Source organism: Streptococcus bouchesdurhonensis, from assembly GCF_948472335.1.
Genome location: NZ_CAOKTW010000003.1, coordinates 222189 through 234573 on the forward strand (window position 1 = coordinate 222189; position 12385 = coordinate 234573).

At 40.3% G+C, this 12385-nt stretch carries 15 protein-coding genes; 2 read left to right on the top strand and 13 right to left on the bottom strand.

All coding sequences use genetic code 11. The features are described from left to right. Positions 1-178: 178 nt before the first annotated feature. A complete protein-coding gene (locus QMQ21_RS06550) occupies positions 179-1801 on the bottom strand; it encodes a putative polysaccharide biosynthesis protein (RefSeq protein ID WP_261814124.1) in 1623 nt (540 codons plus the stop codon). Positions 1802-1906: 105 nt separating this feature from the next. Here QMQ21_RS06550 and QMQ21_RS06555 point away from each other — a divergent pair, with 105 nt between their 5' ends. After that, entirely contained in the window at positions 1907-3352 is a 1446-nt protein-coding gene (locus QMQ21_RS06555; protein WP_261814125.1) for a UDP-N-acetylmuramoyl-L-alanyl-D-glutamate--L-lysine ligase, read from the top strand. A gap of 45 nt (positions 3353-3397) precedes the next feature. On the opposite strand, the gene QMQ21_RS06560 is transcribed toward QMQ21_RS06555, so the two are convergent. The 9 genes from QMQ21_RS06560 to QMQ21_RS06600 form a co-directional block, all read right to left on the bottom strand. Then, positions 3398-3589 (bottom strand): CsbD family protein, encoded by a 192-nt coding sequence (locus tag QMQ21_RS06560; RefSeq protein ID WP_000051184.1) that lies wholly within the window; start codon positions 3587-3589, stop codon positions 3398-3400. Positions 3590-3689: 100 nt separating this feature from the next. Continuing rightward, a complete protein-coding gene (locus QMQ21_RS06565) occupies positions 3690-4340 on the bottom strand; it encodes a DUF1803 domain-containing protein (RefSeq protein ID WP_000614491.1) in 651 nt (216 codons plus the stop codon). Beyond that, positions 4324-4836 (bottom strand): YiiX/YebB-like N1pC/P60 family cysteine hydrolase, encoded by a 513-nt coding sequence (locus QMQ21_RS06570; RefSeq protein ID WP_084953298.1) that lies wholly within the window; start codon positions 4834-4836, stop codon positions 4324-4326. Before QMQ21_RS06570 ends, QMQ21_RS06565 begins: the two co-directional genes overlap by 17 nt. Positions 4837-4922: 86 nt before the next feature. Beyond that, positions 4923-5858, bottom strand: coding sequence for a manganese-dependent inorganic pyrophosphatase (locus QMQ21_RS06575; RefSeq protein WP_049516428.1), 936 nt, complete (start codon positions 5856-5858; stop codon positions 4923-4925). Between the two features lie 187 nt (positions 5859-6045). After that, the gene (locus QMQ21_RS06580; RefSeq protein WP_261814126.1) at positions 6046-6342 is read right to left on the bottom strand and encodes a GIY-YIG nuclease family protein; all 297 of its coding nucleotides are present in this window, start codon (positions 6340-6342) and stop codon (positions 6046-6048) included. Beyond that, positions 6332-7081, bottom strand: coding sequence for a tRNA1(Val) (adenine(37)-N6)-methyltransferase (locus tag QMQ21_RS06585; protein ID WP_033685376.1), 750 nt, complete (start codon positions 7079-7081; stop codon positions 6332-6334). Before QMQ21_RS06585 ends, QMQ21_RS06580 begins: the two co-directional genes overlap by 11 nt. 52 nt (positions 7082-7133) lie before the next feature. Then, positions 7134-7496 carry a S1 RNA-binding domain-containing protein gene (locus QMQ21_RS06590; RefSeq protein ID WP_000689605.1) on the bottom strand — a complete coding sequence of 121 codons (363 nt, stop codon included), beginning with the start codon at positions 7494-7496 and terminating at the stop codon, positions 7134-7136. A 1-nt stretch (position 7497) separates the two neighbouring features. Then, the gene (locus QMQ21_RS06595) at positions 7498-8898 is read right to left on the bottom strand and encodes a bifunctional Cof-type HAD-IIB family hydrolase/peptidylprolyl isomerase (protein WP_261083400.1); all 1401 of its coding nucleotides are present in this window, start codon (positions 8896-8898) and stop codon (positions 7498-7500) included. A 79-nt stretch (positions 8899-8977) separates the two neighbouring features. After that, positions 8978-9481, bottom strand: a complete 504-nt coding sequence (locus QMQ21_RS06600) for a GNAT family N-acetyltransferase (protein WP_004257108.1) — start codon at positions 9479-9481, stop codon at positions 8978-8980. Between the two features lie 269 nt (positions 9482-9750). On the opposite strand from QMQ21_RS06600, the gene QMQ21_RS06605 reads away from it, so the two are divergent. Then, a protein-coding gene (locus tag QMQ21_RS06605; RefSeq protein WP_261814127.1) for an IS3 family transposase occupies positions 9751-11099 on the top strand; the annotation gives its coding sequence in 2 pieces (ribosomal slippage) (positions 9751-10192 and positions 10192-11099; 1350 coding nt in all). A 92-nt stretch (positions 11100-11191) separates the two neighbouring features. On the opposite strand, the gene rpsR is transcribed toward QMQ21_RS06605, so the two are convergent. Genes rpsR through rpsF form a run of 3 tightly spaced genes read right to left on the bottom strand, consistent with a single transcriptional unit; the run spans position 11192 to position 12235 of the window. Further along, positions 11192-11431: a 30S ribosomal protein S18 gene (rpsR, locus tag QMQ21_RS06610; protein WP_000068664.1), complete on the bottom strand. Its 240-nt coding sequence runs from the start codon at positions 11429-11431 to the stop codon at positions 11192-11194. A gap of 31 nt (positions 11432-11462) precedes the next feature. Then, complete coding sequence (ssbA, locus tag QMQ21_RS06615; RefSeq protein WP_000609606.1) at positions 11463-11933, bottom strand: single-stranded DNA-binding protein SsbA; 471 nt, start codon at positions 11931-11933, stop codon at positions 11463-11465. 11 nt (positions 11934-11944) lie between these two features. Beyond that, on the bottom strand, positions 11945-12235 hold the full coding sequence (gene rpsF / locus QMQ21_RS06620) for a 30S ribosomal protein S6 (protein ID WP_261814128.1): 291 nt from the start codon (positions 12233-12235) through the stop codon (positions 11945-11947). Between the last annotated feature and the right edge of the window lie 150 nt (positions 12236-12385).

Below are 12385 nucleotides of genomic sequence, written 5' to 3' on the forward strand. Positions count from 1 at the left end.
TTGTCTTATTATACAACTTGAGTTTTATTTAGTCAATAGCTTTTTAAGTAAAATTTAAGAAAAATAAAATTTCTATCTACAAACTATAGAAATTATTCTACAAAATAATAAAAAGAGAATAATTCAAGCATTTCATGATAGAAATGTTCAAATTATTCCTTTTATTTATAAATATTTTTTAAGTTAATTTTAATTTGATTCGTAAGCGATCTGCTTGGGCTTTTCCTATCACCTTATCCAACAAACGGGTACGGAGACTCAAGAATCCGTAAACACCTCCACCCATGGCACCGACAAGAGCTACGTATAGGAAACTCCACAAACGTCCACTTGGTTGGAAAACAAATCCAAGTATCCACTGGATGGCACCTACACCGATGAACATAACAAAAGTTAACAAACTGATTAAAATGGTACGCTTCAAAATCACCTTGCGCTTAACACCAGTTACCTTGCAAATGTCCCGATACATCAAAACATTAGGAATAATAAGACCAATTGTTGTAGAAATCAAAGGCCCGTAACTGTGGAAGAGAGCGATGGTTGGCAGTTGCAAGACCAGCTTGGCAATGGAACCATAGATAAAATAGAGAACTGCCTTGCGGTTGCGGAACATGGCTTGAAGCATTGGAGACAAGACCATGTACAAGCCTAGAATAGTAGACTGTAAAACTGCGAAGACAAACAAGCCCATGGCCAAACTATCTGGCTGGCCATAGAAGACAGTATAGAGAGGTTCTCCTACCATGACCACTCCAACCGTTGCTGGTAGCAGGAATAAGAAAAGCATGGTAATGCTGTCCTGAACTAGACGAGAAGCCGCCTTCAAGTCCCCCTTAACATAGTTTTCAGTCAAAAGTGGTAAGCCGACACTCCCAATCGAAACCCCAACAGAAATCAAAATCATAGTGATTTTATTAGGATTGGCTGAGAAATAAGAAAACATGACAACCAAGTCTTCATTACTATAGTTGGTAAACCAGCTCATACTATTGATAAAGGTCATCTGGTCCAAAATCTGGAAAAGCTGGATAGCAGACCCTGTCAGGATAAAAGGAATGGCTTCCTTAATGGTGTCGACCAAGAGACGCTTGCTGTTTATCTTGTCTCCTGTTTCAAGGACTCTTTTAAGTAAACCTTCTTTGGCAAGAAAATAGATCAAAACTGCAAAACTAGCTACCATGCCGACAAAGGCAGCAAAGGTGGATTGGGTAACCGCTGCTAGATAATCTCCTGAGCCCATTTTCATAATCATAAAGGTAGCTAAGAGCATCCAGATAACACGAATGACCTGCTCAGCGATTTGGCTCATAGCATAAGGTTTCAGGTTATTCATCCCTTGGAAGAAACCTCGGATGACACTCATAGATGGAAAAATCAAGACCGCCCAAGCCAAGCTCTGCATGATTGGGATCAGGTCTTTCCCTACACCCGACAAATCTGCTAGCCAAGGAGCAAAGACATACAAGACTAAAGCAAAAACCAGGCCTAGTCCTGTCATAAATCCTAAAAAGCTCCGAATCAGGGCAAAGCTATGCTCCTCTTCTCGCATGGTATTGTACTTAGCCACTTGCTTGGCCACCGCAACTGGAATCCCTGCTGTTGAAACCAGCAAGAACCAGGCATAGATATTGTAGCCCATGGTAAAGAGACCATTTGCTGTAGCCGCATAAGACCCCATCCAGATATACCAAGGGATGATATAAATGGCACCGAGTAGACGACTGATAAAGTTACTAGCCGTTAGCCAAGCAGTCCCCCGTAACATCTGGGCCTGCTGGTGATTGTTTTCGTTAGACATAGATTCCTCATTTAATTTTAATCACTAGGAAAACTTCCTCATCTTCCATTATAAACTTTTCCTTGTCACTTGTAAATTTACGACTTTCGGTTTACAATAGAAAGTATGATTAAGATTGAAACCGTATTAGATATTTTAAAGAAAGATGGTCTCTTCCGTGAGATTATCGACCAAGGACATTATCACTACAACTACAGCCATGTCGTATTTGACACCATCTGTTATGACAGCCGCAAGGCCAAAGAGAAGAGCCTCTTTTTCGTCAAGGGTGCTGCCTTTAAGAAGGAATTCCTGATTTCTGCCATCTCTCAAGGCCTCGGTTGGTATGTGGCTGAAAAAGATTATGAGGTTGGTATTCCTGCTATTATCGTCAGCGATATCAAGAAAGCCATGAGTTTGGTAGCTATGGAATTTTATGGAAATCCACAGGAAAAACTCAAACTCCTTGCCTTTACTGGTACTAAGGGTAAAACAACAGCAGCCTATTTCGCTTATAATATCTTATCTCAAGGGCATCGACCGGCTATGCTCTCGACTATGAATACAACTCTAGATGGCAAGACTTTCTTTAAGTCTGCATTGACAACTCCTGAGAGCATTGACCTATTTGACATGATGAATCAAGCTGTACAAAATGACCGCACCCACCTCATCATGGAGGTATCTAGTCAAGCCTATCTGGTCAAACGTGTCTATGGTCTAACCTTTGATGTGGGAGTTTTCCTCAATATCAGCCCAGACCATATCGGCCCGATTGAACACCCTAACTTTGAAGACTACTTCTACCACAAACGTCTCTTGATGGAAAATAGCCGAGCAGTCATCATTAATAGTGACATGGATCACTTTTCTGTCTTGAAAGAACAAGTAGAAGATCAAGACCATGATTTCTACGGCAGCCAGTCTGATAACCAAATCGAGAATTCCAAAGCCTTTAGCTTTTCAGCTACGGGTAAACTCGCTGGAGATTATGATATTCAACTCATTGGACACTTCAACCAAGAAAATGCCGTTGCTGCTGGACTTGCCTGTCTCCGTCTGGGCGCTAGTCTTGAGGACATCAAAAAAGGAATCGCTGCAACCCGCGTTCCTGGACGTATGGAAGTTCTCACTCAGAAAAATGGAGCTAAGGTCTTCATCGACTATGCCCACAATGGGGACAGTCTGAAAAAACTCATCAATGTTGTAGAGACTCATCAAACTGGAAAGATTGCACTGGTTCTGGGTTCGACAGGAAACAAGGGAGAAAGCCGTCGTAAGGACTTTGGCCTCCTCCTCAATCAACACCCTGAGATTCAAGTCTTTCTGACTTCCGATGACCCCAACTATGAAGATCCAATGGTCATTGCGGATGAAATTAGTAGCTATATCAATCATCCTGTTGAAAAGATTGCGGATCGCCAAGAAGCAATCAAGGCAGCTATGGCTATTACAAGTCAAGAATCAGATGCAGTTATTATCGCTGGTAAGGGAGCTGATTGCTACCAAATCGTCCAAGGCAAGAAAGAAGCCTATCCTGGAGATGCAGCCATCGCAGAAAATTATTTATAAGATAGTAAAAAATCAAGGGAAATGAAACCCTTGATTTTTTTATCTTTATTTAAAAGCGTTTTTCAAACCTTCAACGGCACCTTCTACAGCACCTTTAGCATCTTCAACTACCTCTTTTGCCTTAGCAACTGTCTTTTCTACAGCGCCTTCTGCTTCAGTCTTGCTATCCCCAGTAACTTTACCAAATCCTTCTTTGATAGCGCCTGTTGCTTGTTCCAATTTGTTTTCAAGTGACATATGATTGTCTCCTTTAGTTTATTCCGATATGTGTTACCGGTTACATATAGTTTATACTTAATCCTAAGGAAAGTCAAACAATGTGCTCAGAAACAAAATTTCACGCTAAGTAGAAAGTTAATCTCTCCTTGTCAAAATCGACGGTCAACTCATACTTCCCCTCTTCATTTTGGACAATATAGTCTAGGACGACCAAACTATCCACAAAGATATCACGGCGTTTCTGTATAAGCTGGTCTTTTTTGAGAAATTTCAACAAAAAAGTCGTCATATATTTGAGAGCATACTCAGGATTAACATCTCCCAAAATGTCGTAAAGCTCCTGCTGTTTTTCTGTCAAAGGATACTGATGTTTGACCTTGTAGAAATAATTGGACAAGGTCATTTCTGTTCTCGCAAAGTCCGTCTTTTCAACTAAAATAGCTGCATTGGTTTGATTTCGTAATTCTGTCTCAAAACTCTGCTCTAACAAGGCTTGATAGACCGGACTATCTTCGCTGACAAAAATCTCTTGATCCAGTTCGAGACTATCGAGTGATTCAAGCATAGGAAGATTAAGGTAATAACGCTTATTTTCTCGTAGAATCAAACCTGCCTTTATATACTCTTCCATGAGTTTATCAACTGCAACATCTGGAAATTGAGCCTTAATTTCTCGCAAAATCACATCCTCATGCTGGTCCAGATAGCGGATCAATTCTCTAAAAAATGGCTGTCTCGTCAAACGAGATGGATTAAAAATCTGAATCATGAAGATTCCTTTCTTTACATTCTAACAGAGGCGATGCTGCCAACTGACTAGGATTGGTCCCCGGCTGGTTCAAAGGAACAGGCAGACCTAGTTCTCTGTAATACTCTCTCCAAAAATCACTAATCTCCTGCTCCCCATCCCCAAATTTCATGGGAATAGTTTCAAAAATGGGGAGAATTTCTGCTATATACTGGGAACAGTAAAAACCAGCTCCATCTGGATAGAAAGAAGCATTGTAGGGTGCCCCTAGATGTTTGCAAGCTTTTTCCTTCACAGACTGGATATCCATTTCTGGGTAGAAATAGAGGTCGTACAAGTGATTGGACTCAAAGAAGTCTACTGGTTCCTGACAGACAACACCATCCTGTCCACTAGCGTGGTAAATCATCCCATCCAAACAAATCGCAACATGGTTATAGTTGCCTGTGGAAGTCTGGATGGCCTGTCCCATATCTGACTCATCTCTCACAAAAATCAAATCGCCATTTTCTAACATGCTTCACTCCTAGAAAAAAAGGAGCCGAAACTCCTTTCGATATAAGTCAAACTAGCCTTTCCTAATTTGAATTAACACTCAAAATCTTAAGCATTAAAGCTTTCAGTCAATTGAGGTACCACTTGTTTCTTACGTGAAACAGCACCAGCAAGGAAGGCATGATTGTTTTCAAGTTTGAAGTTGAAGGCTGCTTCAACCTTGTCCATGTTAGCACCAAGTGCTAGGATTTCTGAGTTTGAGTTGACGATATCTGTAATCATCAAGACAAAGTCAGAATAACCATTTGCTGCGTTAGCAGCTTGCATTGCAGCTTCAATTTCTGCTTGACGTTCCAATACTTCAGCGATGTCAACTGTGTTTACTTGAGCAACACGGACATTATTTCCGTTCAATTCAAAAGTCTTAGCATCGATATCAATCAATTCTTCAGCAGATTTGCTTGCCAAGTTGGTACCAGCTTTCAACATAGCCAAACCATACTCTTCTAAGTTTACACCAGCTAATTCAGCCAATTCAGGAGCAATGACTGTATCTGTTGGGTGTGTTGTTGGTGATTTCAAAAGAAGGGTATCTGAAATCAAACCTGAAAGCATCAAACCAGCAATCTCTTTAGGCACAGCTACACCATGTTCTTTGAACATACGGTAAACGATTGAAGACGCTGAACCAACTGGCTCCAAACGCATGTAGAGTGGGCTTGCAGTTTCAAAGTTAGCCACACGGTGGTGGTCTACAACACCGTAAACTTCTACTTCAGCGATATCTGATACAGATTGTTGGAATTCATTGTGGTCAGTCAGGATAACTTGCTCTGCACCTTCTGCTTTAGCAGAAGTGATAACACGCGGTGCTTCTACACCAAAATAGTTCAAGACAAAGGCTGTTTCTTCATTTGGAGTTCCAAGGGCAACAGCTTCCGTATCCAAACCGTAAGCTTCTTTTGCAAGGTAGGCAAAGGCTACAGATGACCCGATGGCATCTGAGTCTGGATTTTGGTGACCAAATACTAGAATCTTAGACATGATAATACCTCATTTTATTTATTCTCTTTATTGTAGCATTTTTTTCGCTTTTTGACAAAAGTAAGAGGAGTCAAAGGGCTCCTCACAATTCTTCAAAATAACTGATACTCTTCGAAAATCTCTTTAAACCACGTCAGCTCTATCTGCAACCTCAAAGCAGTGCTTTGAGCAACCTACGGCTAGCTTCCTAGTTTTCTCTTTGATTTTCATTGAGTATGAGTAAATTTCTATCTTGATTTTCAGATAAAAATTGCTCCTTCTGTAGCCTCTTCTTACGCTTAAGCAGGGCTTCTGCTGACATGGCTTCTTCCTTACTGGCAAAACCTTGAACATAGATAAGTTTGACTGGCAAGCGTGCTCGTGTGTATTTGGCTCCCTTCCCACTATTGTGGACAGCAAGGCGTCTTCTCACATCAGTCGTATAGCCTGTATAGTAAGATCCATCACGGCACTCCAGCACGTACATATAAGCCTTATGATCCATAATAAATCTCTTCAAGTTCAGGCGTATAAGAGCCATCATCATTGTGAACAATGAGAGGTGGTAAGACCTTAAAGCCGCTTGTTGAACCATCCTTGATTGCCTCAATCAAAAGCATATTGGCTTCCTTTTCTCTTTTTGGATAAACAAACTGCAGGCGCTTAGGAGCTAGATTATGACGTTGTAATGTATCCAAAATATCCAGAAGTCGATCAGGACGATGAACCATGGCCAAACGCCCATTAGACTTGAGAATACTCTGGGCACTACGACAGATTTCCTGCAAATTAGTCGTAATTTCATGGCGCGCCAAGAGATAATGTTCACTCTCGTTCAGATTAGAATGAGGATCCACCTTGAAATAGGGCGGATTACACAAAATCATATCCACCTTACTTCCCTGGATGTAAGCAGGCATATTTTTCAAATCATCACAGATGACCTCCATCTGCTCTTCCAAACCATTCAAACGGACAGAGCGTTCAGCCATATCCGCCAAACGCTCCTGAATCTCAACAGCCAAAATCTGTGCCTGAGTCCGAGTGCTAGCAAAAAGCCCCACTGCTCCATTCCCAGCACAGAAATCCACTATCAAGCCCTTTTTAGGAAAACGTGGAAAACGTGACAAGAGAACACTATCCACCGAATAGCTAAAAACCTCTCTATTTTGAATGATTTTAATATCTGTCGAAAAGAGCTGGTTAATGCGCTCTCCTGATTTTAATAATTGTTCTTCTTCCATGGTCCTATTATAGCAAATTTATATTAACATTACAAAGAATATAGATTTCTAACTAGTGCTTCTGATTCTTCAAATGTTGAAGGGCTTCCTTGGTCCAAATTGGCATCATTCGTTTGAGAGGCGCAAAGCCGTAGTTAAAACGGTCGCTTGAAAAGCGTCGCCGTCTCGGAAACTGGTGCTTTTCTTCCTCCAAAGTGCGGATAGAAAGACTAGCTTTCCCTGTAAATTCATCTAAATCCACTACTTGAACTTGAACCTCTTCATCGACTTTCAAGGCTTCTTGGATATTTTCAATAAAGCCTGTCCTAATCTCTGAAATGTGAATCAGCCCCGTATCACCCGTCTCTAGCTCAACAAAGGCTCCGTAGGGCTGAATCCCTGTAATACGGCCCTTTAGCTTATCACCGATTTTCATCTTAGTCCTCGATTTCAATTGTTTCAATCACAACATCTTCAACTGGCTTGTCCATAGCTCCTGTCTCAACAGCAGCAATGGCATCCAAGACAGCGTAAGAAGCTTCATCAGCTAGCTGACCAAATACAGTGTGACGGCGGTCTAGGTGAGGGGTTCCACCTTGGTTGGCATAGATTTCCGCAATCGGTTCTGGCCAACCACCACGAGCAATTTCTTTTTTAGAATAAGGCAGGTGTTGATTTTGCACGATAAAGAACTGGCTGCCGTTGGTATTTGGACCAGCATTGGCCATGGAAAGAGCACCACGGATATTGTAAAGTTCTTCTGAGAATTCATCCTCAAATGATTCGCCGTAGATTGACTCGCCACCCATACCAGTTCCAGTTGGGTCTCCACCTTGAATCATAAAGTCCTTGATAATACGATGGAAAATGACACCATCATAGTAGCCATCTTTTGAAAGAGCTATAAAGTTAGCCACTGTTTTAGGAGCATGTTCAGGGAAGAGCTTAATACGCAAGTCTCCGTGATTGGTCTTAATAGTCGCGATAGGACCTTCTACTGTTTCAATGTCTACTTGTGGAAAATGCAATTCTTTTTCTACCATACCAAATCCTTCTAAGGCATCAAAAATGCCATCTTCTTCTAATGTTTTTGTAATATAATCTGCTTTTTCTTTGATGTTATCATGAGAAATTCCCATTGCAACGCTGATTCCAGCATAATCAAAGAGTTCCAAGTCGTTGAGGCCATCTCCAAAAACCATGACGTTCTCTGGTTTCAAGCCAAGGTGTTCCACAACCTTTTCCACACCCGTCGCTTTGGAGCCTGAAATCGGCACAATATCAGACGAATGTTGATGCCAACGAACCATGCGAAGTTTGTCAGAGAGACTGTCAGGCAAGTGCAAGTCATCTCCTTTATCTTCAAAAGTCCACATTTGATAGATATCTTCTTTTTCATGGAAATCAGGATCTACATCCAAATCGGGGTAAATTGGATTGATCGCTTCACTCATCATATCGGTGCGAGTCGACAACTTGGCATCATGACTCCCAACCAAACCATACTCAATTCCCTCTTGCTTGGCCCAAGAGATATACTCCTCAACATCTGACTTCTCAATCTGATGTTGATAAATAACCTGACCTTTTTTATCTTCAATATAAGCCCCATTCAAAGTTACAAAAAAGTCAGGTTTGAGCTCACGAATCTCCGGAACGACACCAAAAATCCCTCGTCCAGAAGCAATACCTGTCAAAATTCCTTTCTCACGTAATTGCTTAAAAACAGTTGGGATTGAAGCTGGAATAAAACCTGTCTTTGAATTCCGCAATGTATCATCAATATCAAAAAAGACAATCTTGATCTTCTTTGCCTTGTATCTTAATTTGGCATCCATCTCACTACCTCTTTCAATCTAACTCTTTCCATTATACCATAAAGTAGCTAAATCCCCTATTTTCAAAAAATTTCCAGTTTTATTGTAAATCCTTGGATAAGTATAAAACTAAATCATCATCGTTTTGACAACTTGCACCCATTTCTAGCGGTTTATTTCTATACCAGACACCTGTACCATCTGGAATGTAGCTCCGTCTGATATACAATCTCTGGGCAGGGCCATAGCCTAAGTGCAAACCTACACCAAGAGTGACCTTACTCGAAACAAACTTGACTCGTTTTTCTGCTTTTTCTAGCAGTTGATTCCCAATCCCTTGATTTCGAAAATGCTCAAACACATTAAAATCTGATAATTCTGGATAGACTTCTGCAAAAGGACCATGTTTAGCAGAGGGCAAAATGGTAATGTAGCCCGCTACAGCACCATCAATCTCTGCAACTAAAACTTCTCTCTCCCCACTTTCCTGTTCCAGAAAATATCTAGCCAAAATTTCCTCTCTACCAGGCCAACCTTGATTCATAAATCCATGAGATAAGGATTCAATATCAGACTTAATCATATTTCTAATCGTACAATTCATCTTTGACTTACCCACCTTTACTCTTTCTATTACCATTATAGCACGCCAAAGTCAGAAAAAACTATCTCGTGAAAAAAGACCCGTCGGGGTCTTAATTCGCTTTCTTGTTTTCAAGCTCATGAAAAAGAGGTACACTGGATCCAACTTGCTCTCTCATTTCAAGGCTCGTTAAAAAAAGACCCAACCGGGTCTGAAAAAGAGGTCCACCCGGACTGTACTGCACCCCAAAAGTTAGACAAAAAAAATCTAACTTTTGGGGTGTTTTTATTATGAAATTGACTTATAAAGATAAAGTTCAGATCTATGAACTTAGAAAACAAGGACAAAGCTTCAAAGAGCTTTCAAATATATTTGGAATAAACATTTCTAATCTTCAGTACATGATTAGATTGATTGATCGTTATGGAATAGAAATTGTCAAAAAAGGAAAGAATTGTTACTATTCACCTGAACTAAAACAAGAGATCATTGATAAAGTTCTTCTCGAAGGTCGTTCTCAAATAAGGGCGTCTCTAGATTATGCTCTTCCAAGTGTTGGAATGTTGCCTAATTGGCTGGCACAATATAAGAAAAACGGGTATACTATTGTTGAGAAAACAAGAGGGAGACCATCTAAAATGGGACGTAAGCCAAAGAAGAAACCTGAAGAGATGACAGAGCTAGAGCGACTTCAAGCAGAAAATGAGTACTTGAGAGCGGAGAATGCCATTCTAAAAAAGTTGAGAGAACTCCGATTGAGGGACGAAAAGGAGCGAGAAGAAAAACAGAAATTGTCCGAGGATTGGTAACGGAGTTTGCCTTAGAGATTCTTCTAAAGATTATTAAGCTAGCTCGTTCAACCTATTATTACCAGCTAAAGCAGTTAAATAAAAGCGATAAAAATCATGATATTAAAGATGAAATTCAAGCTATTTTTACTGAGCATAAAGGAAATTATGGTTATCGCCGAATGACTCTAGAATTGAGGAATCGTGGTTTTGTAGTGAACCATAAGAAGGTCCAACGTCTGATGAAGATCCTTGGTTTAAGTGCTCGGATTCGTCGTAAACGAAAGTATTCTTCCTACCAAGGAGAGGTTGGCAAGAAAGCAGATAATCTTATTCAACGTCAATTTGAAGCAACGAAACCAATGCAAAAGTGCTACACAGATGTGACAGAATTTGCCATTCCAGCAAGTAGCCAAAAGCTTTATTTATCACCAGTTTTAGATGGCTTTAACAGCGAAATTATCTCCTACAATCTTTCTACTTCGCCGAACTTAGTACAAATGAAAGCTATGCTAGAACAAGCCTTTACAGAGAACCATTACGAAAATACAATTCTCCATAGTGACCAAGGATGGCAATACCAACACGATTTCTATCATCATTTTTTAAAGAATAAGGGAATCCAACCATCTATGTCACGTAAGGGAAATAGCCCAGATAACGGTATGATGGAATCTTTCTTTGGCATTCTTAAGTCTGAAATGTTTTATGGTTATGAGAATACGTTTCAGTCACTTGAACACTTGGAACAAGCTATTGTAGACTATATTGATTACTACAACAACAAACGAATTAAGGTAAAATTAAAAGGACTCAGTCCTGTGCAATACAGAACTAAATCCTTTACTTAAATTATTTGTCTAACTTTTTGGGGTCAGTACAGACCTCAACTCTCTCTTTCATTTCAAAGCTCGTGAAAAAGAGGTCCACCCGGACCTCTTTTTTAATCTTCGTTTACGAAAGGCATCAAAGCCATTACGCGAGCGCGTTTGATAGCTGTTGTTACTTTACGTTGGTTTTTAGCTGAAGTTCCTGTTACACGACGAGGAAGGATTTTCCCACGTTCTGAAACGAAACGGCTAAGAAGCTCAGTATCTTTGTAATCAACATATTCAATTTTGTTTGCTGCGATGTAATCAACTTTTTTACGGCGTTTGAATCCGCCACGACGTTGTTGAGCCATGTTTTTTCTCCTTTATAATTTTAGTTGTCCATTAGAATGGTAAATCATCATCTGAAATATCCAATGGATTTGTTGCTCCAAATGGATTTTCATCACGTGAAAAGTCTGGTACTGAATTTGTAGGTGCTGAATAGTTTGCAGTTGGTGCAGAGTAAGCTCCACCTGTGTGACCCTCACGCACACTACGGCTTTCCAACATTTGGAAATTTTCAGCCACGACCTCTGTCACGTAGACACGTTGTCCTTGCTGATTATCGTAACTACGAGTCTGGATACGACCTGTCACCCCGATAAGTGAGCCTTTTTTAGCCCAGTTAGCAAGGTTTTCAGCCTGTTGGCGCCACATAACGACATTGATAAAATCAGCCTCACGTTCGCCATTTTGACTCTTAAATGTACGGTTTACTGCAAGAGTAAAAGTCGCAACTGCTACATTTGATGGGGTATAACGCAACTCAGCGTCACGTGTCATACGCCCTACAAGTACAACATTGTTAATCATAGTTTACCTTCTTACGCGTCAGTTTTGACGATCATGTGACGAAGAATGTCAGCGTTGATTTTTGAAAGACGGTCAAACTCTTTAAGAGCTACGTCGTCGTTTGCTTCAACGTTAACGATGTGGTAAAATCCTTCACGGAAATCTTTGATTTCGTATGCAAGACGACGTTTTTCCCAAGATTTTGATTCAACAACAGTTGCACCGTTGTCAGTCAAAATAGAGTCAAAACGTGCTACCAAAGCGTTTTTAGCTTCTTCTTCAATGTTTGGACGAATAATATAAAGAATTTCGTATTTAGCCATTGATATGTTCCTCCTTTTGGTCTAATGACCCCAAGACTTTGCAAGGGGTAAGTGAGGTTTGCTCACAATAAACTATTATACTAGAAAAAATTTTTTTACGCAAGTAAAAACACCGAAATAAAAAAGAAGATGACGGATCATCTTCTCAAA

What these genes read in the sequence shown, in the direction of transcription:
- rpsF (WP_261814128.1), bottom strand. Translation starts at nt 12,235, where the DNA reads ATGGCTAAATACGAAATTCTTTATATTATTCGTCCAAACATTGAAGAA.
- QMQ21_RS06555 (WP_261814125.1), top strand. Translation starts at nt 1,907, where the DNA reads ATGATTAAGATTGAAACCGTATTAGATATTTTAAAGAAAGATGGTCTC.
- QMQ21_RS06570 (WP_084953298.1), bottom strand. Translation starts at nt 4,836, where the DNA reads ATGTTAGAAAATGGCGATTTGATTTTTGTGAGAGATGAGTCAGATATG.
- QMQ21_RS06580 (WP_261814126.1), bottom strand. Translation starts at nt 6,342, where the DNA reads ATGGATCATAAGGCTTATATGTACGTGCTGGAGTGCCGTGATGGATCT.
- QMQ21_RS06595 (WP_261083400.1), bottom strand. Translation starts at nt 8,898, where the DNA reads ATGGATGCCAAATTAAGATACAAGGCAAAGAAGATCAAGATTGTCTTT.
- QMQ21_RS06560 (WP_000051184.1), bottom strand. Translation starts at nt 3,589, where the DNA reads ATGTCACTTGAAAACAAATTGGAACAAGCAACAGGCGCTATCAAAGAA.
- QMQ21_RS06585 (WP_033685376.1), bottom strand. Translation starts at nt 7,081, where the DNA reads ATGGAAGAAGAACAATTATTAAAATCAGGAGAGCGCATTAACCAGCTC.
- rpsR (WP_000068664.1), bottom strand. Translation starts at nt 11,431, where the DNA reads ATGGCTCAACAACGTCGTGGCGGATTCAAACGCCGTAAAAAAGTTGAT.
- QMQ21_RS06600 (WP_004257108.1), bottom strand. Translation starts at nt 9,481, where the DNA reads ATGAATTGTACGATTAGAAATATGATTAAGTCTGATATTGAATCCTTA.
- ssbA (WP_000609606.1), bottom strand. Translation starts at nt 11,933, where the DNA reads ATGATTAACAATGTTGTACTTGTAGGGCGTATGACACGTGACGCTGAG.
- QMQ21_RS06565 (WP_000614491.1), bottom strand. Translation starts at nt 4,340, where the DNA reads ATGATTCAGATTTTTAATCCATCTCGTTTGACGAGACAGCCATTTTTT.
- QMQ21_RS06575 (WP_049516428.1), bottom strand. Translation starts at nt 5,858, where the DNA reads ATGTCTAAGATTCTAGTATTTGGTCACCAAAATCCAGACTCAGATGCC.
- QMQ21_RS06590 (WP_000689605.1), bottom strand. Translation starts at nt 7,496, where the DNA reads ATGAAAATCGGTGATAAGCTAAAGGGCCGTATTACAGGGATTCAGCCC.
- QMQ21_RS06550 (WP_261814124.1), bottom strand. Translation starts at nt 1,801, where the DNA reads ATGTCTAACGAAAACAATCACCAGCAGGCCCAGATGTTACGGGGGACT.